This is a genomic window from Acinetobacter bereziniae LMG 1003 = CIP 70.12, assembly GCF_000368925.1.
Classification (GTDB): domain Bacteria; phylum Pseudomonadota; class Gammaproteobacteria; order Pseudomonadales; family Moraxellaceae; genus Acinetobacter; species Acinetobacter bereziniae.
Genome location: NZ_KB849756.1, coordinates 681,791 through 703,529, shown reverse-complemented (window position 1 = coordinate 703,529; position 21,739 = coordinate 681,791). Strand labels below are relative to the sequence as shown.

General features: G+C 39.1%; 17 protein-coding genes. 13 read left to right on the top strand and 4 right to left on the bottom strand.

The genetic code is table 11. The annotated features are described in order from the left end of the window. The first annotated feature begins 110 nt into the window (after positions 1–110). Positions 111–863 (top strand): class II aldolase/adducin family protein, encoded by a 753-nt coding sequence (locus F938_RS13370; RefSeq protein WP_005032454.1) that lies wholly within the window; start codon positions 111–113, stop codon positions 861–863. Between the two features lie 100 nt (positions 864–963). Here the strand turns inward: F938_RS13370 and F938_RS13365 are convergent, their stop codons facing one another. Both F938_RS13365 and F938_RS13360 read right to left on the bottom strand, forming a co-directional pair. Next, complete coding sequence (locus F938_RS13365; RefSeq protein WP_005032452.1) at positions 964–1,653, bottom strand: pirin family protein; 690 nt, start codon at positions 1,651–1,653, stop codon at positions 964–966. 172 nt (positions 1,654–1,825) lie between these two features. Further along, complete coding sequence (locus tag F938_RS13360) at positions 1,826–3,055, bottom strand: L,D-transpeptidase family protein (RefSeq protein WP_005032450.1); 1,230 nt, start codon at positions 3,053–3,055, stop codon at positions 1,826–1,828. A 272-nt stretch (positions 3,056–3,327) separates the two neighbouring features. Here F938_RS13360 and hemE point away from each other — a divergent pair, with 272 nt between their 5' ends. From hemE to F938_RS13340, 4 genes are all read left to right on the top strand, one after another. Further along, entirely contained in the window at positions 3,328–4,401 is a 1,074-nt protein-coding gene (hemE, locus tag F938_RS13355) for a uroporphyrinogen decarboxylase (protein WP_005032448.1), read from the top strand. Positions 4,402–4,422: 21 nt separating this feature from the next. After that, on the top strand, positions 4,423–5,229 hold the full coding sequence (locus F938_RS13350) for a DUF817 domain-containing protein (protein WP_010591166.1): 807 nt from the start codon (positions 4,423–4,425) through the stop codon (positions 5,227–5,229). Positions 5,230–5,373: 144 nt separating this feature from the next. Beyond that, complete coding sequence (locus tag F938_RS13345) at positions 5,374–5,844, top strand: DUF3015 family protein (protein WP_004828916.1); 471 nt, start codon at positions 5,374–5,376, stop codon at positions 5,842–5,844. Between the two features lie 162 nt (positions 5,845–6,006). Next, entirely contained in the window at positions 6,007–7,938 is a 1,932-nt protein-coding gene (locus F938_RS13340; RefSeq protein WP_005032444.1) for an Lnb N-terminal periplasmic domain-containing protein, read from the top strand. Positions 7,939–7,960: 22 nt separating this feature from the next. On the opposite strand, the gene F938_RS13335 is transcribed toward F938_RS13340, so the two are convergent. Then, positions 7,961–8,779 (bottom strand): helix-turn-helix domain-containing protein, encoded by an 819-nt coding sequence (locus F938_RS13335; RefSeq protein WP_005032442.1) that lies wholly within the window; start codon positions 8,777–8,779, stop codon positions 7,961–7,963. Between the two features lie 301 nt (positions 8,780–9,080). On the opposite strand from F938_RS13335, the gene eat reads away from it, so the two are divergent. The 8 genes from eat (at position 9,081) to F938_RS13295 (ending at position 20,692) form a co-directional block, all read left to right on the top strand. Further along, entirely contained in the window at positions 9,081–10,511 is a 1,431-nt protein-coding gene (gene eat / locus F938_RS13330; RefSeq protein ID WP_004828911.1) for an ethanolamine permease, read from the top strand. A 2-nt stretch (positions 10,512–10,513) separates the two neighbouring features. Next, positions 10,514–11,896, top strand: a complete 1,383-nt coding sequence (locus F938_RS13325; protein WP_004828909.1) for an ethanolamine ammonia-lyase subunit EutB — start codon at positions 10,514–10,516, stop codon at positions 11,894–11,896. A 14-nt stretch (positions 11,897–11,910) separates the two neighbouring features. Beyond that, positions 11,911–12,726, top strand: coding sequence for an ethanolamine ammonia-lyase subunit EutC (eutC, locus tag F938_RS13320; RefSeq protein WP_005032440.1), 816 nt, complete (start codon positions 11,911–11,913; stop codon positions 12,724–12,726). 265 nt (positions 12,727–12,991) lie between these two features. Further along, entirely contained in the window at positions 12,992–14,167 is a 1,176-nt protein-coding gene (locus F938_RS13315; RefSeq protein WP_005032438.1) for an acyl-CoA dehydrogenase family protein, read from the top strand. Positions 14,168–14,221: 54 nt separating this feature from the next. Continuing rightward, the gene (locus F938_RS13310; protein ID WP_005032435.1) at positions 14,222–17,293 is read left to right on the top strand and encodes a peroxisomal multifunctional enzyme type 2; all 3,072 of its coding nucleotides are present in this window, start codon (positions 14,222–14,224) and stop codon (positions 17,291–17,293) included. A 108-nt stretch (positions 17,294–17,401) separates the two neighbouring features. Further along, positions 17,402–18,583: a lipid-transfer protein gene (locus F938_RS13305; protein WP_005032433.1), complete on the top strand. Its 1,182-nt coding sequence runs from the start codon at positions 17,402–17,404 to the stop codon at positions 18,581–18,583. 146 nt (positions 18,584–18,729) lie between these two features. After that, entirely contained in the window at positions 18,730–19,602 is an 873-nt protein-coding gene (locus F938_RS13300; protein ID WP_005032431.1) for a metal-dependent hydrolase, read from the top strand. Between the two features lie 403 nt (positions 19,603–20,005). After that, a complete protein-coding gene (locus F938_RS13295) occupies positions 20,006–20,692 on the top strand; it encodes a TetR/AcrR family transcriptional regulator (RefSeq protein WP_005032428.1) in 687 nt (228 codons plus the stop codon). Between the two features lie 24 nt (positions 20,693–20,716). Here F938_RS13295 and F938_RS13290 read toward each other — a convergent pair whose 3' ends face one another. After that, positions 20,717–21,460, bottom strand: coding sequence for a hypothetical protein (locus F938_RS13290; protein ID WP_005032426.1), 744 nt, complete (start codon positions 21,458–21,460; stop codon positions 20,717–20,719). Between the last annotated feature and the right edge of the window lie 279 nt (positions 21,461–21,739).

Sequence of the window (21,739 nt, the reverse complement as noted above, 5' to 3'; positions counted from 1 at the left end):
AATAAGCAATATTATGCATGGGCGCGTCATTCACGAATTAAAACTTGTATCGTGGTGGAACACTGGTTAAAAATGAATAACGATCAATCGATACTAAAAAGGATTTTAGGATGAAACGACCAAAGTATATGCAAAAATCAGAATGGGAAGCACGTTGCCAGTTGGCAGCACTGTATCGTTTAATTGCATATTTTAAAATGACAGATTTGATTGATACACATATCAGTTTACGCGTTCCCGATGAATCTGATCATTTTCTGATTAATCGTTATGGCGTGACTTTTGATCAAATGACTGCTTCTGATTTGGTCAAAATTGACCATCAAGGCAATATCGTGGCGAAAGGTGATCAAGGTAAGATGGTCAATGTTGCTGGATTTGTGATTCATTCTGCCTTACACCATGCCAATGATCAGATTAACTGTGTGATTCATACCCATACAGCAGATGGTATTGCCGTTTCTGCACAAGAAAAAGGGTTATTGCCTTTGTCTCAACATGCACTGAAGTTTTATAACAATATTGCCTATCATGAGTATGAAGGGATTGCTTTTTCAACCGAAGAACGTGAGCGTTTAGTTAAAGACCTTGGTGAGCATCGTTGTATGATCTTACGCAATCATGGTTTATTGGCAACAGGGAATAGCATAGCTCGAGCATTTCATGAAATTTATTTTCTTGAACGTGCCTGTCAGATTCAGATTAAAGCCATGAGTAGTTCAAAGTTACATTATCCGAGTAAAGAGGTTTCAGAATATACTGTGAAGCAATTTGAAAGTGAAGCTGCTGAACCGATTATCTGTGCAGCTTGGAATGCTGCATTATCATTGATCAAAGATCAGAAAAAGGATTATTGTCGTTGAGTGGGGGAGTACTCGCCCTATCTTGAGCTGAATAGGCAGTTTTGAAATAGTATAAAAAAACCTCCATATATTGCATATGGAGGTTTTTATTTCAGCAGGATTAACTGTTTAAATCAAACCAAATAAATTGGCTGTTTTCATGTGCAGTGAGTGTTGAATCTTCATCAAATAAGTAAGCATCGCCTGCTTTCAGTACTTGACCGGCAATATCAATCTCACCTTCGATCACATGCACATAGTTAAATTTTTGAGTCGCTTTAACGTCTAAGCTGTGATCTTTTTCCAAATACGCTGCTTTGATTTCAGCATTTTGACGAATGTGCATTGGAGCATCATCATTTGGACCAACAATCAATTGCCATTCATTCGGTGATTTTTTAGGATCACGTTCGATTTGTTGATAATTCGGTTCAGCATCACGAACATTTGGAATTACCCAGATTTGAAGCATATGAACAGCTTCATCACCTTGGTTAATTTCGCTGTGTTGTACACCAGTACCTGCACTCATCAATTGCCATTCACCTGCATTGATATGACGTTCATTTCCCATACTGTCTTTATGTGAAATTGTGCCTTTCAATACACAGGTCAAGATTTCCATATTGTCGTGAGGATGAGTACCAAAACCATTGTGTGCGGCAATCGTATCATCATTGATCACACGTAATGAACCGACGCCCATGTATTTTGGGTCATACCAGCTACCAAATGAGAAGCTGTGTTTGGTGTCCAACCAGCCCATTTTGACATGACCACGGTTTTCGCTGTGATGTAAAAAAGTATTCATCTCAAATCTCCAATTCTTTATTTTTTAACATGAGTTGAGTTTAATATTTAAATATTTGAGATGAAATAATGAAATTACAACACATTGTTTTGTTTTTGCAACGCTGTTTAACAGGTACTTTAAATAAAAAACCAGTGCATTAGCACTGGTTCTATACGGTTAAAGTCTTTGATTATTCAAGGAACTTAACGGTAACACCTGATTTCACTTTTTTACCGAGATCATTTGCATCCCAGTTGGTTAGGCGGATACAACCATGCGATGCAGTCTTAGAAATCGCAGATGGGTTTGGTGTACCATGAATACCGAATGATTTTTTGCTTAAACCAATCCAGATATTACCTACAGGTGCATTAGGACCAGGTGGTAATGACAGTGGTTTCAAGTTTTTACCTTGTACAAAGTTGCTCGGTGAGTAGCTGTACCACGGATTACGTGCTACACCAGTTACTTTATAAGTACCTGTTGGTGACGGAGTATCTGAACTACCAATGGTTGCAGGGAACGAGCCAACCATTTGGTTTTGCGCATTAAACAAATACAACTGTTTGGCGCCTTTATGCGCAACGATCAAATGAATGTTTTCAGGTAATTCGTTACGGATATTGGTAACAATGATTTTTTCGCCAACTTTGTTGAAGTTCGCTTTGGGATTAAGTTTCTTTAAGAAATCTTCATCCATATGGAACTTTTCGCCCAACATTTCTGTAACACGTGTGTAGTACAAACCCGGCATTTTTGCTTGTAATGCATAATCATGTGGGATTGATTTTGCATATGGACCTTTTAAGTCCTCCGCAGTGATAGCGTATTCAACAAAAGCTGGTTTGTTGCCTTGTTGAGTCACAAGTGCATCCCAAGTTTCTTTGGTTAATTCACCTGTCGGTTTAATACCATTCATTTGTTGGAATGAAGCAATGGCTTTCAAGGTGTTCATACCACTTGAACCATCAATAGCGCCAGGAGAAGCGTGAGCATTATTTAACATGACGTGCGCACGTGCATAAACAGGGAATTGTCCTCTGCCAATATTTTCATACCATTGAGCGTTGTTTATTCCGTCTAAAGTCCAAGATGCTTTAACTGCATTCGGATTTGTAGGTGTTTTCGCTGGCGTAGTTTGTGGTGCAGATGGCGAAATTGCTGTATCTGAAGTTTTATCCTCAGTTTTTTCTAAATTCTGTAGCGTGTTTGCTGCTTTGTCCAAATCTTGTTGCTCTTGCGGACTGATCTGTGCTTCTACACTTGAAGCAGAACTGTCAATGGCAAGTGGATCGATAGGATCTTCAACAGGAGCAGCAACTTTTTTAGGCGTTAGCGGTTGCTCAGCTGTAGATGCAGCAAATGCTGTACCTGTTAACACACAGCTTAAACTCAAAGCAAGAATTGAGCGAACGAACATGTAGATCAACCTTAAGAATTATTCATAATTTATGACTAAAAATCTGCTTAAGTATTACAGAATTTATAAGGTGTTGCAGTATTTGTTTTGTGTTAATCATTTTTTTCTATAGACATTTTTGTCCCAGATGAGTTTTGTTTTGTTTTCGTATACAAAATTGCTGCTCAAATCAATAAGCTCAAAACTTTATTGAGAAAAATTTTCAAGAAATGAATATCAGTGGGACCTTTTTGTTATGATGGTGCGAAATTAATATTTGATTGGGAAAGTAAATGACGACCTTAAAAAATGATCGTTTTCTACGTGCCTTATTGCGTGAACCTGTAGATACCACACCAGTTTGGATGATGCGTCAAGCAGGGCGCTATTTACCAGAGTATCGTGAAACACGTGCTCAAGCGGGTGATTTTCTTTCTCTTTGTAAAAATACTGAATTTGCTTGTGAAGTGACGTTGCAACCATTACGCCGCTATGCATTGGATGCTGCCATTTTATTTTCAGATATTTTGACAGTACCTGATGCTTTAGGTTTAGGGCTTTATTTCGAAACAGGTGAAGGACCTAAATTTCATAAAACTGTGCGTACAGCACAAGATGTCGCAAACTTACCCAAATTTAATGCCAAGTCTGATCTTGCCTATGTCATGAATGCAGTTTCAACTATTCGTTCTGCATTGGCGGGTCAAGTGCCTTTAATTGGTTTTTCAGGCAGCCCTTGGACATTGGCTACCTATATGGTTGAAGGTGGTTCAAGCAAAGACTTTCGATTCACCAAACAAATGATGTATGCGCAACCCGAAGTCTTACATGCATTATTAGACCGTCTCGCTGATGCCGTAATTGATTATTTAAATGCCCAAATTGAGGCAGGTGCTCAAGCTGTTCAAATTTTTGATAGTTGGGGTGGTGCATTAGCACATCGTGAATATCTAGAATTTTCACTGAAGTATATGCAAAAAATCGTTGCTGGATTAAAACGTGAAAATGAAGGGCGTAAAGTGCCTGTAATTTTATTTACTAAAGGTGGTGGTCAATGGTTGGAACCAATGATCGCGACAGGTGCAGATGCGTTTGGTTTAGATTGGACAACACCTTTAAATGTTGCACGTCAAACAGTGAATGGACGAGCAGCATTACAGGGTAATTTAGATCCTGCAACGCTCTATGGCTCAGCCGCGACGATTGCAAAAGCAACTCAGGCAATGTTGGATGATGCCTATGCGAATGGTGAAAAAACAGGTTATGTCGCCAATTTAGGTCATGGCATAACCCAGTGGGTGGATCCTGATCATCCAAAAATATTTATTGATACTGTACATGATTATAGTGCGAAATATCTAGGCTAAGTGTTTGTTATTAATCATATGATGAACTACTTTAAATCATTGTTTGAATTTCTATCTAAGGCAGCTTCAGCTGCCTTATTTGGTATTTTATTGCTGATCGCATTTATCATCACGGCTAAAATGGGAAGCCAAGAGTTTTACGGTTTTTTCCGTTATGACTATCTTTTGTTTTATGCACTCATTATTCAAGCCTGTTTGCTTTATCTAAAATTAGAATCATGGGCAGAAGCTAAAGTCATTGCTTTGTTCCATATCATGGCAATGGGCATGGAAATTTTCTTGACTCATCCGCAAATTGCTTCTTGGCAATACCCGCAACCTGCTGTATTTAAAATTTTAACTGTGCCTTTGTTTGCAGGGTTTATGTATTCAGCAGTCGGAAGTTTCTTTGCACGATCATTGCGCTTATACCAAGTCTCATTTTTAAATTTACCTCGTTTTGGCAATATGCTGAGTTTAGCTGTGTTGTCTTATATCAACTTTATGAGTAAATTTTTTATTCCAGATTTTCGTAACGCACTGTTTATTTGGAGCGTGGTTATTTTCTGGAAGACTCAAATTCGTTTTAAACTTCAACAGCATGAATTACAACTTCCGATGTTGCCTGTGCTGATTATTTTGGCATTTATTATTTGGATTGCTGAGAATATCAGCACTTTTTATAAAATATGGTTGTATCCGAGTCAGGTCGATGCATGGCATATGGTGGGTTGGGGTAAACTCGGTTCTTGGTATCTGTTACTACTTTTAAGCTTGGTCTTGGTGCTTAAGATTTTGGGAAATCGAATGGAAAATGGTGATTGGTCACTTAAAAAATACAAAAATTAATTTTTAAGTGATTAAATTTTGATTTGCTTATCTGAATTTATGTGATAAATCTACGTGGGTGTAACATCCGTTGCATAGTTTGCAAAACAACAATTCACATATGTTGTATTAAAAATAATACATATGAAAATTCTGGAGACTTATATGTTAAAAAAAATCGCTTTAGCTGCTGTATTGGCTGCGGGTTCTAGTGTTGCTATGGCTGATCCAGACGTCGGTTGTGGTGTGGGTTCTCAAGTTTGGGCTGGTCAATCTGGTAAAGTGCCTAAAATTTTAGCAGCTACCACAAATGGGCTGTTTACTAACCAATTACTCGGTATTACTTTTGGTACTTTAGGTTGTAATGGTAATGGTAAAGTGACTGCGCAAGTGGTTACTTTTACGAATGAAAATTCTGAATCACTGGCACGTGATATGGCTGTAGGACAAGGTGAAAGCTTAACTGTACTTGCATCTTTGTTAAATGTTAAAGATGCTGATAAGGCACATTTCTATGCTGTGGCTAAATCTAACTTTGCCAATATCTATTCAGTAGAAAATCAAAATTCTCTACAAGTATTGGCATCACTTCAACAAGTGATGGCAAATGATGCAGTTTTAAAAGCTTACGTTTAAGCCAGAAAAACCCTGCTTTGGTGCAGGGTTTTTTTATTCAAAATTATTGCTCAATATACGATTGAAAATGAAACAAGATAAGCTACATGAAACAGGGAAAGTCGTGAGTTGATCCCAACTTATAATTACCGCATTTTATAACCATGATAAATTGATGATTGAATGAAATACATAGCACTTAGTTTTAGCGTATTCAGCACATTACTGACCATTTATTCCCATGCAGAAACACCAACATTAGAACAACAGACCTTAGCGAACTATTTGCAACTAGCTCAACAAAAACAATTGGCTGAACAGGTAACATGGAAACGTTTACTTTATGCTGATGGCACTGCTGAACATGGATCAAATCAAAAAAAGCGCAATCAAAGTGAAGTCAGCTATTCAGGTTATTTTTATGCTCCAGATGGTCCAGAGAATATTCAACATGAACTGAATGCTGATATTTCAGCACTATTTCAATCAGCGGATCCGAATCAATCTATACGCTGTAAATTTCCTGCCCGAAGCCAGTGGTTGATGCAGCAGTTAAATATTACTGAACAACAGTTACCTGTTATTTCTTGTCCGGAATTTGATCAATGGTTTGGACAAATTAAACCTTATAAAGCCACCTTGATCTATGCGACGGATTTTATGGGAAATCCAAGTTCAATGTTTGGACATACCTTACTTCGGCTTGATCCAAAAGATCAGAAGCAATTGAATTTGGTATCTTATGCAATTAACTATGCTGCCACCGTCAATAGTGAAGACAACTGGTCATATGCGTGGAAAGGTCTGGTTGGAAAATATCCAGGTGAATATTCATTAATGCCGTATTATCGAAAAGTAAAAGAATATGGTGATTTTGAAAGTAGGGATCTTTGGGAATATGAACTCAATTTAAATCCAGAGGAAACTGCATTTTTAGTCAAACATATTTGGGAAATGCAAAAAGTCAGCTTTCCTTATTATTTTGTCAGTGACAATTGCGCTTATCGATTGCTTGGTTTACTTGATCTTGTTCGTCCCGATTCAAATTTACGAAAAAAATTTACTTATGCTGCCATACCGATTGAAACCATTAAGGCAATTGATCAACAAGGATTAATTCAAGAAACGGTGTATCGCCCTGCATTAGAAACACAATTAAATTCGCAAGCCAAACAGCATGGTCATCAGCTAGCTAAGATAGCACATGAAGTTGCATCATTAGAACCGCAACAGATGCCACAAGCGATTGCTGCCTATAATGAAGCAGATCGAGCTAAAATTTTAGAAATGGCGTATGACGATTTATACTTACAGTTTGTAGCGCGACAAGTCGATGCAGGCTATACACAGCCACGTTTTAGACAATTGCTCGGGTTGCGTAGTCAGATTTCAATTGCAAAGCAACGTCAAGCGCCCGCTGAACCTAAGATTAACCCCGTCAAAGGGCATGATGCACGTAAATGGTCAGTTGCTGTAGGTGAGGTTCAAGGAGATAAGTATGCTGAGCTTGGTCATCGACAGGCTTATCATGACTTAACTGATCCACAAGGTGGTTTCCGAATAGGGACCCAATTACAGTTCTTAGATGGTGCAGCGCAGTGGCGAAATGACCGTTTAAAGCTCGAACATCTTGATCTACTCATAGTGAACTCGTATAACCCGATTACACCTTTTAAAACACCAATAACCTGGGGCTTTACTTTGGGTTGGCAACAAGAAGCAATTCAAAATGGGCAGTTTACAGACCAACAACAACATGGTGTCATGAGTGCAAAAGCGCAGTCTGGTTATACCATTGCGGATGATGATCGGAAACATTTGTGTTATGCCGAGTTGCAAACTCAGTTGCAAGCAGGAAAGTCATTGGATAAGGGATGGCGGCTAGGATTAGGTCCAACTGTAGGTTGTCAAAATATTTGGTCGGATCGGCTGAATAGTGTAGTTCAAGTGGAATTGCCATATTGGCAAGATACAAGTCAGTGGAATTTACGGGTGAACAGCTTGTTTCAATACGCACTAGATTCACAAAATAGTGTGCACCTAAAATGGGAATATCAACAACAAAATCAAATAGATTGGCAGAAAGTCGGTTTGGGTTTTGTTCACTATTTTTAGGCAGTTACAATCATCGAAAAAATTATCCAAGTAGGTTTTGGATTCGTATTCGAAGAATTTGTTGCCACTTGCGTAAAAAAGGGCTTTTGCATTTTGTAAAATAATCACCTTGATCAAGCTCTCGGATTGTATCGAGATAACCTGCGTCAAGTGCTTCTTCGAGTAGTTTAAAATCCGCAAAAACTTCAGCCTGAATTTGATAAGTTCGGGCGCAGATCAATTCGCCAACTTTATTTTTTAAATATGAAATTTCAGATTTTAGTGTGTTGAGGCTGATATTTTCATCCTCATATAGATAAAGGTGTAATTGTTCTAAGCTTAAGCCCATCGGATTGAGAATTAAAATACAGATGATTTCAAATTGGCGTGGTGTTAGAAGTACAGGCTGGTGATTGATTTTTATTTCATATTGGTTTGAATAAGCTTGGATGGACAAACACGGTATTGGTTCTTGATTTATTTTTTGTACAATCATCTCCGCACATTGCGTTGCAGCCAATTGTCCAAAAATATTTTCTTGTTTAAAACGGTTAAATAAAATCACCTCGCCATAAATATAGTGAGTTTTTAAATCGAAAATAGGAGCTTTGTAAACATATTCATTCTGTGATTCAAAGGGATACTTTATGTGTTGTTGTGAAGGCAATTGACTCGGATGGGATGTACACCAAAACAAACCTTTATACATATCCCAAATTTGTATCGTAATTAAAGCCAATGATGCGGTATTGAGTAAGTCATTTTTACAGGCAATTAACGCAAATCTTAGCTTTTGATTTGCAAGTGAATCCTCCTGTATTTGTTTTAGATTTTGATTCAAAGCATCAGTTTTTTCATCCATGGTCTTGGTCACATTGCACTTTATTTGTGTATAAATTCTAAATACTATATTAATTTTATTAAATAAATAGCAACTATGTATTTTTACTCCTTTTAATTTTTGCTTGATGATCGTTTTGTCCAAGTTCTATTTTTAAATGTTCTTCAACTTTTTTCCTACCTTTGTTTGTTAGATTGAAATTGAATCTGTTTTAACGGAAGAAACAGAACACTGATTAAAACAAATGAATAAAAATTGATGTGACCCAAGGAAAGGCACTTTTTTTGCTTATACAAGAAAAGGCAATTAAAAAGGAACGATGATGAGCGATCACAATGAACCATTATCTGTCGGTAAGGCGGGTGATTCCAAAGATTATTTTGCACAAAGAGAACTTAAAAAAGGCGCAGTCGGTTGGCTGTTATTGGTTGGTTTGGGTGTTGCCTATGTCATTTCAGGAGATTTTGCAGGTTGGAATTTCGGGATTGCACAAGGCGGTTGGGGCGGGATGTTTGTCGCGGTTGTTCTTGCTGCCATTATGTATTTATGCATCTGCCTTTCCATGTCTGAAATGTCGACCATGATGCCCACAGCCGGGGGAGGTTATAGTTTTGCTCGGATGGCTTTTGGTCCATTTGGGGGCTATCTGACTGGAACTGCGATCTTGATTGAATATGCGATTGCACCAGCAGCAATTGCGACATTTATTGGTGCATATTGTGAATCCCTTTTTGGTATTGGAGGGTGGATCATCTATTTGATATGTTATTTGGTCTTTATGGGGCTTCATTTAAAAGGTGCAGGTGAAGCGCTTAAAATCATGTTTGTGATTACTGCGATCGCCGTCGTTGCAGTTGTGGTGTTTTTAGTGGCTATGGTTCCCCATTTTAATAGTGCGAATTTATTTGATATCGCAGTTGATTCATCAAAAGTAGGTGCAAGCAGCTTTTTACCTCAAGGTTATTTAGGCATTTGGGCAGCAGTTCCTTATGCGATTTGGTTTTTTCTTGCAGTTGAGGGTGTTCCATTGGCTGCGGAAGAAGCAAAAAATCCTGCGCAATCTTTACCTCGTGGTTTGATTGGAGCCATGTTAATTTTAGCTGCATTTGCTATTCTGATCTTAATTCTCAGTGCTGGCGCAGCAGGTGCAAGTGTATTGAAAGACTCAGGTGCGCCGTTGGTGGATGCACTTGTTAAAGTTTATGGGCATGGTTGGTTAGCCAATTTTGTTAACTTTGTCGGTTTGGCTGGTCTAATCGCAAGCTTTTTTTCCATTATCTATGCCTATTCACGACAAATTTTTGCACTTTCTCGGGCAGGTTATTTACCGACTTCGTTGTCTTTGACCAATAAAAACAAATCGCCTTATTTAGCCGTAATTATACCGGGCATTATCGGTTTCTTATTATCACTAACCAAACAGGGTGATCTGCTGATTTTAATCGCAGTATTTGGAGCAACGATCTCATATGTATTGATGATGATGGCACATATTAAGTTGCGCATTTCTCAACCTGATGTATATCGCCCATATCGAACACCAGGAGGGATTGTAACCTCAAGCATTGCTTTGATTTTGTCGGTTGTTGCGGTGGTTGCAGGATTTCTTGTTGATCCTAAAGTTTGGTTTATTGCTTTGGGGATTTATGTGGTCTTTATTCTGTATTTTCTTGTATATAGCCGCCATCATTTGATTTCAGGGACACCGGAAGAAGAGTTTGCCAGTATTAAGGCAGCAGAACAGGAATTATAACTATGGCTTATCGGCACAATGTTGCACAGCAACAATTTATTTTCCAAGACTTAAAAACTTTAATGGCAAAGGCGACACCGCTGCGTTCTGGAGATGAATTGGCAGGCGTCGCTGCTAGCAATGCAACAGAACGAGTAGCGGCACAAATGGCGCTTGCCGAAGTCCCGTTAAAAACCTTTTTAAATGAGGCTGTCATTGATTATGACAAAGATGACATTACGCGCCTCATTATGGATGAGCATCGTGCAGATTTGTTCGCACCAATTTCACATTTTACTGTAGGTGACTTTAGAAATTGGTTGTTAAGTGAAGAAGCAACGGCTGAGACACTGGCAAATTTAGCCAAGGGGCTTACACCTGAGATGGTGGCTGCTGTCAGTAAAATCATGCGCAATCAAGATCTGATTCTGGTGTCCAGTAAATGCGAAGTGGTCACACAGTTTCGTAATACGATTGGCTTGAAAGGGCATTTATCTACACGCTTACAACCCAATCACCCGACCGATGATGTATTGGGGATTTCTGCAAGTTTATTGGATGGTTTAATGTATGGGAATGGTGATGCGGTCATTGGCATTAATCCTGCCACAGATAACTTACATAATCTCTCTGAGTTGCTCAAACTGCTTGATCACATTATTCAAGAGTATGAAATTCCAACCCAATCTTGTGTATTGACTCATATCAGTTCAGGCATTCAGCTTGCAGAACGAAATATTCCCATTGATCTGATGTTTCAATCAATAGCAGGAACACAATTAGCAAATGATGGTTTTGGAGTAACGCTCGACTTGCTCCAAGAGGGCTATGAAGCGACTTTGGCATTGAACAGGGGAACAATTGGTCAAAATGTCATGTATTTTGAAACAGGACAAGGCAGTGCCTTATCCAGTAATGCTCATCATGGCGTAGACCAACAAACCATTGAAGCGCGGGCTTACGCTGTCGCACGTAAATACAATCCTTTATTGGTTAATACTGTAGTGGGTTTTATTGGTCCTGAATATTTGTATGACGGCAAACAAATTATTCGAGCCGGTTTAGAGGATCATTTCTGTGGCAAGTTACTCGGTGTGCCTATGGGATGTGATATTTGTTATACCAACCATGCCGACGCAGATCAAAATGATATGGATGTGCTGTTAACTTTGTTTGGTGCGGCAGGCATCAATTTTATTATGGGTATTCCCGGTTCAGATGATGTGATGTTGAACTATCAAACCACTTCTTTCCATGATGCGCTGTATTTACGTCAGTTAATGGGCTTAAAACCTGCCCCTGAATTCTCAGCTTGGTTGGATCATCAGGGCATTTTTCATCAAGAACAACGCCAGATTCAATGGCCGAATAGTATGCCTAAAAATTTTGCTAAATTATTATCGTAAAAGGAGCATCAAGCATGAAGCTCTCCAAATTTGAAACCTTCTCTAATGGTCTGTATGAAGACCCGTGGCACAAACTCAAACAATATACCGATGCGCGAATTGCAATGGGGCGAGTCGGCTGCAGTATTCCGACTCAAGAATTACTTAACTTTCAGCTGTCACATGCTCAAGCCAAAGATGCTGTTTTTCATCAATTGAATATTGAAGATATGCAGCACAAGCTGACGGATTTAAACTTTCAAAGCCTCGTGGTCGAAAGTAAGGCAACAAACAAAGAAATTTATTTAAAACGCCCAGATTATGGACGTCAATTATCTGAACAATCGCAAATGCAATTAACCGATTATGTGGCTGACCATCCGCAACCATATGATGTATGTATTGTCGCAGGTGATGGACTTTCCGCACGTGCCATTGAGGAGAATGCAATTGCCTATATCAACTCGTTACGGGATCATATTGTTGCTGAAGGATGGACACTTGCCCCGATTGTGATCGCGACAGGAAGTCGAGTTGCCTTAGGAGATGAAGTAGCTCAAACGTTCAATGCCCCAATGCTAATTATGTTGATTGGCGAACGTCCGGGTTTAAGTTCACCTGATAGTATGGGGATTTATTATACTTGGAAAGCTCGGAAAGGCTGTTTGGACTCAGGTCGAAACTGCATTTCCAATGTACGACCTGCGGGATTAAGCATTCAAATTGCAACTCAGCGTTTAATGGCACTCATGCGAAACTCATTTAAATTACAACTTTCAGGTGTTGATTTAAAAGATGATCATGTGGTGCCTTTGCAAAATAATCAACAGCCTTCCAAATTGTTATTTTAATTGTCAATATTACTTTTTCATTACAATTTTAAGTACCAAGCAATACCTGAATCTTATTGGGTATTGCTTTTTTTCTTCTCTGGCAAAGCCTTAGGGGGCATCTTGGCATAAAACGTCACTGTGCAATACTTTGGTGAAACTTTATACAATTGAACAATCTCTGAGCGCAGTATAAAACAATAAAACAAGTTGTACGTCCGTATTGTAAATATCAAATGAGCTACTCACTGCTAATTGTTAAGAAAAATAAATACAAGGAGTTGAAATGTCTGCTTTAAATATACCCCAACCGATGACTGCCATGATTCCACGTACATTGTTTGATTCGGAACATGAACAATTTCGTCAAACAGCCCGTCGTTTCTTTGAAACAGAAATTGCACCTTATCGGGAACAGTGGGAAGCACAGCAACATCTTGACCGTCATTTATGGCAGAGAGCTGGAGAATTAGGTTTGTTGTGTTGCACGATGCCAGAACAATATGGAGGGTCGGGTGTTGATCGATTATATTCAATGATTTTAATGGAAGAACAAGCCAGAGTAGGTGACTCAGCTTCGGGTTTTGCTTTGCACTCGGATATTGTTGCGAATTATCTTAATAATTTTGGAAATGAACAGCAGAAGCAACAATGGTTGCCACTTATGGCAACGGGTGAGGTCATTGGAGCGATTGCAATGACAGAACCAGGAACAGGTTCAGACTTACAAGCGATTCGGACCACTGCAATAGAAGATGGAGACGATTATATCGTCAATGGATCTAAGATTTTTATTACCAATGGCTACCTATGCGATATCACTATTGTCGCAGTCAAAACGGGCAAAGGGGAAAGTGAAGCACAAAATGTTTCATTGCTGATTATCGAAGCAAGTCGTACTGGATTTACCAAAGGTAAACCACTGAAGAAAATTGGTTTGCATGGACAAGATACTTGTGAACTCTTTTTTGATCAAGTTCGTGTTCCGAAATCGAATCTTCTCGGTATGGAAGGTTTGGGTTTTATCATGTTAATGAAAGAATTGGCTTGGGAGCGGATGATGATCGGAATCATTTGTGCTGCAGGCGCAGAGTTTGCCTTGGCAAGTACTGTTGAATACACCAAGCAGCGCAAAGCTTTTGGCAAACCGATTTCCGTATTTCAAAATACACGGTTTAAATTAGCCGAAATGCGCGCAGAGATACAGATTGCACGGACCTATATTGATCAATGTATGCAATTGGTCTTAAAAAATGAATTGTCTATAGAGGCAGCCTGTACCGCTAAATACTGGGTTTCCGATCTTGCTTGCAAAGTGGTAGACGAGTGTCTGCAACTTCATGGTGGGTATGGTTATATGCTGGAATATCCTATTGCCCGTGCCTATTTAGATATTCGACCAAATCGAATTTATGGTGGTACCAATGAAATCATGAAAGAACTGATTTCACGTACGATTTAGCATTACAACTACAGTCATTGTTCAAAATAATAAGATATCAGTCAAGGAATCGAAATGTCAGAATTACGCTTTGATGGTCGTGTTGCCATTGTTACAGGGGCAGGTGGCGGCTTAGGACGCCAACATGCGCTTACACTTGCTGCCCGAGGCTGCAAAGTGGTTGTCAATGATCTTGGTGGTGGTGCACATGGTTCTGGTCAATCGTCAACTGCAGCAGACAAAGTGGTCGAGGAAATCCGGGCAATCGGTGGCGAGGCTGTCGCAAATTATGATTCTGTTGAAAATGGTGAAGCGATTGTGCAAACAGCTTTAACACATTTTGGAACAGTGGATATTGTGATTAATAATGCTGGTATTTTAAGGGATGTCAGTTTTGCCAAAATGACCGAACAGGATTGGGATTTAATCATGCAGGTACACTTAAATGGATCAAAAAGTGTATCTCATGCTGCATGGTCAATTATGCGTGAAAAAGGTTATGGACGAATCATCATGACCACATCTGCCGCAGGAATTTATGGTAATTTTGGTCAGGCAAATTATTGTGCTGCCAAACTGGGGATACTGGGTTTAGCCAATTGCTTGGCAGAAGAGGGACGCAATAAAAATATTTTAGTTAATACAATTGCGCCTTTGGCAGCATCCCGTTTGACAGAAACTGTGATGCCAGCAGATTTGCTTGCCTTACTTCAACCAGAAGCTGTGAGTCCTTTGGTTGCTTGGCTCGCTCATGAAAACTGCAAAGAAACGAAGGGTTTATTTGAGGTGGGTGCAGGTTTTATGGCAAAACTACGCTGGGAACGCAGTGAAGGTTATGTCTTTCCAAATCAGCATGTATTGAGCGTTGATGATGTTGCCCGACAGTGGGACAAAATTACTGATTTCACGACATCCACCCACCCAAGTTCAACCACAGAATCATTTACTCCAATTCTTGAAGGTATTCAACATCCTAACTTAGGGGGGAATGAATTTATTGACTTAGATGTCGCATCTAAAGCCCAACTCGAAATTGAGTCAAGTTATGATGAACGTGATTTATCTTTGTATGCACTAGGGATTGGGGCAGCTCAAAATCCTTTGGATCATTCAGAACTTGCCTATGTCTATGAGTTGGGGAGTGAATTTCAAGCTTTCCCGACTTATGGTGTGATGCCCCAAATGAATGCCATGCTGAATATGGCTAAACAGGGTATTACCTTGCCAGGCATGAATTATGGTTTTGATCGGGTCTTACATGGTGAACAATATACTGAGATCAAACGACCACTGCCACCGCATGCAAAATTAACACATACCTTTAAGTTAAAAACTGCCTATGATAAAAATCCGAATGCAGTGATTACTTTTGCGATTTCTTCTAAAGATGAAAGTGGTGAAGAATTAATTTATAACGAAATGACAGCATTTGTCCGCGGCGCTGGGGGATGGGGAGGTGATCGCGGTGACTCCTTAGAGACCAATATTGCCCCTGATCGTGAACCAGATGCTGTCATAGAAGAAAAAACGGATATCAACCAGACCCTATTGTATCGTTTGTCAGGAGACTGGAATCCATTGCATGCAGATCCAGCTTTTGCCAAAGCTTTTGGCTTTGATCGTCCAATTTTGCATGGTTTGTGTACTTTTGGTTTCAGTGGAAGACATGTGATAAAAGCATTTAGCAACAATGATGGTCGCTATTTTAAAAGTATTAAAGTACGTTTTGCGAAAAGTGTTTATCCTGGAGATACACTATTGACCAAGATGTGGAAAATTTCTGACACTAAAATTATTTTTGAAACATGGGTCAAAGAGCGAAATGAGATCGTCATCAAAAATGCAGCGGTTGAATTGTATAGCGAAATTCCACAAGCCAAAGTTCGTGCTCCAGATATGGCACAGTCTTCAGAGAAAATAGCGGATACCCCTCAAGAAAGTTCATCTGAGCCAACACGATTAATCGCTGAAGATGTATTTAACGTCATTGCAGAACAAATCGCACAACATCCTGAGTGGGTGGATAAAACTAAAACCCAATTTTTATTCAAACTCAAAAATCCAGATTCAATATGGACGTTGGATTTAAAGAATACGCCTGCTTCATGTATACAAAGTGAAACTGCCCATCCAGATGTCATCTTGGAAATGGACGAAGTGCATTTACAAACAGTGGTGACAAGCACTTTAGCTGATGTACAGAAACTTTTTTTTGGGGGGCAATTAAAAATTTCTGGCAATGTCATGGCATCGAATAAGCTCATGATATTACAGAAAATTGATCCTTCAAGTTTTGAAACGGCTAAAAAGCAGCGTTTAGCTACGGCAAAAGAGCATTTATCAACCGCTTCTGATTCAGATACTTTAACTGCTATGCATCTTGAGATTACGCTTGCAGATGTTTTTACAGCTGTAAATGAATATATCAATACGCATCCAAACATGGTCGAACGCACGAATACAACATTTCAGTTCAAGATTAAACATCCTGAATCGTCATGGTTTATCGACCTAAAACATGACTTGGGCGGTGCAGGTGCTGGGGAGATTGCTGTCCCTGATGTGACCTTAGAAATGGATGAGCAACATGTAGAGACTATATTTAATGGCTCGCTTGCTGATGTGCAAAAGTTATTTTTTAGCGGACAGCTCAAAATTTCAGGAAATGTGATGGCATCCAATAAACTGGTCATATTACAGGATATGGATAAAAAACTGATTGCTCAGGCAAGAGATCAACGAGTAGCAGCAGGTCAAGCGCCAATACAAGCTTCGATTTCTTCTCATCAGCAGACGACAACTAAACAGCAAGCCAAAGCATCTGAATTTTTGAGTAAGTTGCAAACCTGTTTTCAAATACATGCTGAAGTACCTTATGTTTATCAGTTTCATATTACTGAACCGCAGCAATCTTGGAAGATAGACTTTGCCAATGGCACTGTGCAACAAGGTGATGATCCCAATGCTGATGTGATTTTAACATTAACGGATCAGCATTTTTATGTGCTGGTTTCAAAGCAACGAGATTTACGTGATTTATATCAGCATGGTGAGCTGATGATAGAGGGTGCTATTCGATATATTCAGCATCCTGCATTTTTGCAAATCCTGAGAGACAGTTTTGCGGCTACAGCAGATCGTATATGAAGTTAAAAATAAATAAGCGTTGAATAGATACAACTAGAGATATCCAAATAATCGCAATCAGCACAGGAAAATTGCTGATTGAATTTAAAAAACAATGAGGATTAAGGAATGCTAAGACGCGTTAATGTGATTGGTGTGGGTATGACCAAGTTTACCAAACCGGGTGCGAGTGAAGAATATTATGTCATGGCAAAAGAAGCAGGAGAGAAAGCTTTAAAAGATGCAGGAATTGGCTATCAAGAGATTGAGCAAGTTTTTGCAGGTTATGTTTATGGTGATTCGACATGTGGGCAACGGGCTGCTTATACATTGGGTTTAACAGGAATTCCAATTTTAAATGTCAATAATAACTGTTCAACAGGTTCAAGTGCTTTGTACCTGGCAAGACAAGCTATAGCGGGAGGACTGGCTGAGTGTGTGTTGGTTTTGGGTTTTGAAAAAATGGAAAAAGGTGCCTTAGGTGCAAAGTTTAATGATCGTGAACCACCTATGGGGCAACATGCACAAGTCATGTTGGATCTTCAAGGGTTTAATTCATCACCACCAGCGGCACAAATGTTTGGTGGAGCAGGACGAGAGTATCGTTGGAAGTATGGTACAAAAAAAGAAACCTTTGGAAAAGTTGCTGAAAAAGCACGCCGCCATGCCAGCCACAATCCTTATGCTTTATTTGGTCAAACACTTTCCTTAGAGGAAATCATGGCTTCAGAAGAGGTGTTTGATCCGCTCACACGTTTTCAATGTTGCCCACCGACTTGTGGTGCAGGTGCCGCTATTCTTTGCTCAGATGAGTTCGCAAAAAAACATCAGATTTCTAATCCAGTCTATATAGCGGCACAATCAATGACCACGGATTATGCATCAAGTTTTGACGAAAAGAGTATGATCAAAATGGTGGGATATGACATGACGAAACAAGCCGCTCAACAGGTATATGAGGCTGCAGGTATCGGTGTGGATGATATTGATGTCATTGAATTGCATGATTGTTTTACTGCGAACGAATTATTGACCTATGAAGCTCTCGGTCTATGCCCCGAAGGTGAGGCTGAAAAATTCATTTGGGATGCGGAGAATAGCTACGGAGGAAAATTTGTCACCAATCCTTCTGGTGGACTGCTGTCAAAGGGACATCCACTTGGGGCAACAGGTTTGGCTCAATGTACCGAATTGGTTTGGCAATTGAGAGGAACAGCAGATCAGCGTCAGGTCAATCATGCTCGTATTGCATTACAGCATAATTTGGGATTAGGCGGAGCATGTGTCATTACCATGTATCGGCGAGATTAATTTTTTCTAATAAAAGCCATAAAAGGGATGCAATGACATATAAATGAGTCGAAATGACCTATGGAATTACATTCAATTGGGTAAAATTCTAAATACAGCACCAGCTAAATTAAAAAAATGATAATCAGCCAGAGGCAGGATGAACCATGGGAATATTAACGAAATTTATTAAATCTGCGGTATATCATGAACCATTACCGATTCGCCGTGATGTAAGATTTAACTTGCCCGCAGAGCGAATTGCAGATTGGCATACACCAGCAGGTCCAATTTTTACGGCATTATTAAATACATTTTCCATTGTATTGCCTATTGGAGAGCGTTTCTTTATTGATGCTGTTCGAGCACACCGTGATTTAGTTCAGGATCCTGAATTGCAAAAAGCAGTCACCGCATTTATTGGACAAGAGGCGATGCATGGTCGAGAACATGAAGAGTACAACAATGCTTTATTTGCTCGATCACCCATTGCGCCAAAATTCGAAGCGCTCGTACTGGATATTTTTGGGCTGATAAAACAGCATTTACCCGCTTATTTTTGGTTGAGTGGGACGATAGCGTTAGAACATTTTACGGCGTTATTGGCCGATTCAGTGTTGCGTACACCTGAATTATTTGATGGTGCAGAACAACATTATGCCAATATTTGGCGCTGGCATGCCTATGAAGAAACAGAACATAAAGCAGTGGCTTTTGATGTATGGAACACCGCAATGGGACAGGGTCCTTATGCATATACAATCCGTAGCTTTGGTTTGGTAATCGCAACCATTGTATTCTGGGGATTGGTGATTCCTGTGTTTCTTAATATCGTCAAAGGAGAAGGAAAGCTCAGCGATATTTCAAGTTGGAAAAAAGCCTATCGTTATACTTTTGGTGATATAGGTGCACTGAGAAAACAATTGGGAAATTATATTGATTATTTTCGTCCTAATTTCCATCCTTGGGATCACGATAACCGTGAGTATATGCAACAAATGGAACAATTGATTTATCAATTGTCAGAAAAAAAGCAATAAGGAATATCAGAGTCTGTTGACCATTTGTCTATGTTTGCGACTAGGTGTATTTTTAGCCGATCCTACGCGATTAAACCAAGAAAATAGTCGCACTATTTTCTTGGTTTAATGCTTACGATGTATAGGTTTTATGCTCAATTTTAACCTACAGCCAAGCCATTTATGAAATATCAGCAGACCTAGATCAAGCACAATGCGTTTGATGAGATCAGCAAACTTTGATGAGTTGCTCAATCCATTGTGCTTTATCGAAATATTGGACTGTGTTGTAAATATTGATTTATAAATATAGAGTAAGGCACATGACATTGAACCAAGCTATGAATTGCCGACATCTATCAATAACAACAAATCAGGTCTTATTCGGCTCAAATTACTCATAAAATAAGGTTGCAGAATATTGATGAATATATCTCATTCAAATGCTATTCGACGCAGTCAAAATGAACGTAGTGAAGCAATGCGAGCACGTTTGATCGAAGCGACATTACAAAGTTTGATTCAAGAAGGCTATGCGAAAACTACAATTAGTAAAATTATCCAAATTGCACAAGTCTCAAGAGGTTCGCCAGTTCATCATTTCCCATCCAAAGCTGCACTGATGGAGTCGACAGCAGAGCAATTGGTACGTCGCATATACATTGCCTTAGGGAAACTAATTAAGAATATGCAACAATCGGATGATCGTTTACATGATCTTGTTTCAGCAGGCGCAAATTTACTTAAAACACCTGAGATCACAGCATTATTGGAATTATTGGTGGCGAGTCGTCAAGAACCCGAACTTGCTGAGAAATTACAGAAACTATGGATGGCTTCGTACCATACTGTGCATAGTGCTGCAGCACACTATCTTGAACCGATTACTGAGCAAGATCATGTTGGTGATTTAATGATTATTACACTATGGTTTTTAAGGGGAATGGCGGAAGATCGACATCTAAGTCAAAATATTCAACAAGCTGATGAATTTTTTAACCGTTATTTACAATTATGGACATCTATTTTAGCCAACCATTTACAGGCTAAAGTGAATGTGAGCTCACCACCACCCAAACCTGTATTTTGGGATCATCTTACAGAATCCTGACTGGCTAGGCACAACTGAATATTATTAAAATAAATAGCCATTTTGACTAAGTATTGTTTTAGCTTTTAAAGTGACTTCTAGTTGCACGTCAGGCGTTTCACTTGTACCCAACAGATTTCGATAAATTATATATTGATAACCAGCACTGTTAAAAATATAGTGATGATCTCCCCCAGAACCATCCATCACAACTTTACCCTGATTTAAGATTAAATCAGGTTTTTCAGTTTGTGATTGGTTCACTCCCCATGCAGCATAACGATATTGACCATTTGGCATTTCATCGATACGTATTTGAAATTTGGTTGTTTTGAACTGTAAATCTGGTTTGCTGAAATTTCTCAGTGACGGATGTAGTTTCTGTTTTTGTTGGGATATAAGTTGTGCCTTTAATTTTTGTTCTGCATCACTACTATAGTTGATGGCTTTAATCTGATGACCTTCTAACCAAACTGTACCGCTATCCAACATGACACCACGCCAACCCACACTTTGCCACTGTGATGGCTTGGAATTGGCGATATTTTGAATCAGTTTAGCGTCAAACACTTGGTTAAAGCGTTGTTTCATTTCAGTGGGGTTTTGGATACTTGGAAGTGGTTCTTCACGTGCTAAGGGATAAACAATATGATTTGAAATCGCTGAGATATTTTTTTGTTTAAACAACGCAATTACAAGCTGAACATCTTTGAGTTGATGACTATTTAAGTTGTCAGCAAATGCCGTAGAGGAGCTTAATATTGTGATAAAAAATAATAAATTTTTCATTTATAAAAAGAACTCAATTTTGTTTTTCTAAAGCATACATCTGAACTGAAAATAGAGTCAAACCTTTTGACTATTTAGACTAGTGATTTGATTTCAATCATTCTTATCCAATAGACTTTATGGTTTGTATAAAATTTTTAAGAAGATTTGGTGATCCATTTATTTTGTACTTTTGAATCATCGATGGTCTTTCTATCGTGAGTCGACACGGATGTTGCCATGTTGAGCTGGGGTTTTTGCGCTGCAAACAAAGCACTGCTTTGTTTGCAGCGCAAAAAC

Coding starts and splice junctions, on each gene's coding strand:
- F938_RS13335 (WP_005032442.1), bottom strand. CDS start 8,779: ATGGATGAAAAAACTGATGCTTTGAATCAAAATCTAAAACAAATACAG.
- eat (WP_004828911.1), top strand. CDS start 9,081: ATGAGCGATCACAATGAACCATTATCTGTCGGTAAGGCGGGTGATTCC.
- F938_RS13295 (WP_005032428.1), top strand. CDS start 20,006: ATGAATATATCTCATTCAAATGCTATTCGACGCAGTCAAAATGAACGT.
- F938_RS13315 (WP_005032438.1), top strand. CDS start 12,992: ATGTCTGCTTTAAATATACCCCAACCGATGACTGCCATGATTCCACGT.
- F938_RS13305 (WP_005032433.1), top strand. CDS start 17,402: ATGCTAAGACGCGTTAATGTGATTGGTGTGGGTATGACCAAGTTTACC.
- F938_RS13290 (WP_005032426.1), bottom strand. CDS start 21,460: ATGAAAAATTTATTATTTTTTATCACAATATTAAGCTCCTCTACGGCA.
- F938_RS13365 (WP_005032452.1), bottom strand. CDS start 1,653: ATGAATACTTTTTTACATCACAGCGAAAACCGTGGTCATGTCAAAATG.
- F938_RS13325 (WP_004828909.1), top strand. CDS start 10,514: ATGGCTTATCGGCACAATGTTGCACAGCAACAATTTATTTTCCAAGAC.
- F938_RS13360 (WP_005032450.1), bottom strand. CDS start 3,055: ATGTTCGTTCGCTCAATTCTTGCTTTGAGTTTAAGCTGTGTGTTAACA.
- eutC (WP_005032440.1), top strand. CDS start 11,911: ATGAAGCTCTCCAAATTTGAAACCTTCTCTAATGGTCTGTATGAAGAC.
- F938_RS13340 (WP_005032444.1), top strand. CDS start 6,007: ATGAAATACATAGCACTTAGTTTTAGCGTATTCAGCACATTACTGACC.
- F938_RS13345 (WP_004828916.1), top strand. CDS start 5,374: ATGTTAAAAAAAATCGCTTTAGCTGCTGTATTGGCTGCGGGTTCTAGT.
- F938_RS13310 (WP_005032435.1), top strand. CDS start 14,222: ATGTCAGAATTACGCTTTGATGGTCGTGTTGCCATTGTTACAGGGGCA.
- hemE (WP_005032448.1), top strand. CDS start 3,328: ATGACGACCTTAAAAAATGATCGTTTTCTACGTGCCTTATTGCGTGAA.
- F938_RS13370 (WP_005032454.1), top strand. CDS start 111: ATGAAACGACCAAAGTATATGCAAAAATCAGAATGGGAAGCACGTTGC.
- F938_RS13300 (WP_005032431.1), top strand. CDS start 18,730: ATGGGAATATTAACGAAATTTATTAAATCTGCGGTATATCATGAACCA.
- F938_RS13350 (WP_010591166.1), top strand. CDS start 4,423: ATGAACTACTTTAAATCATTGTTTGAATTTCTATCTAAGGCAGCTTCA.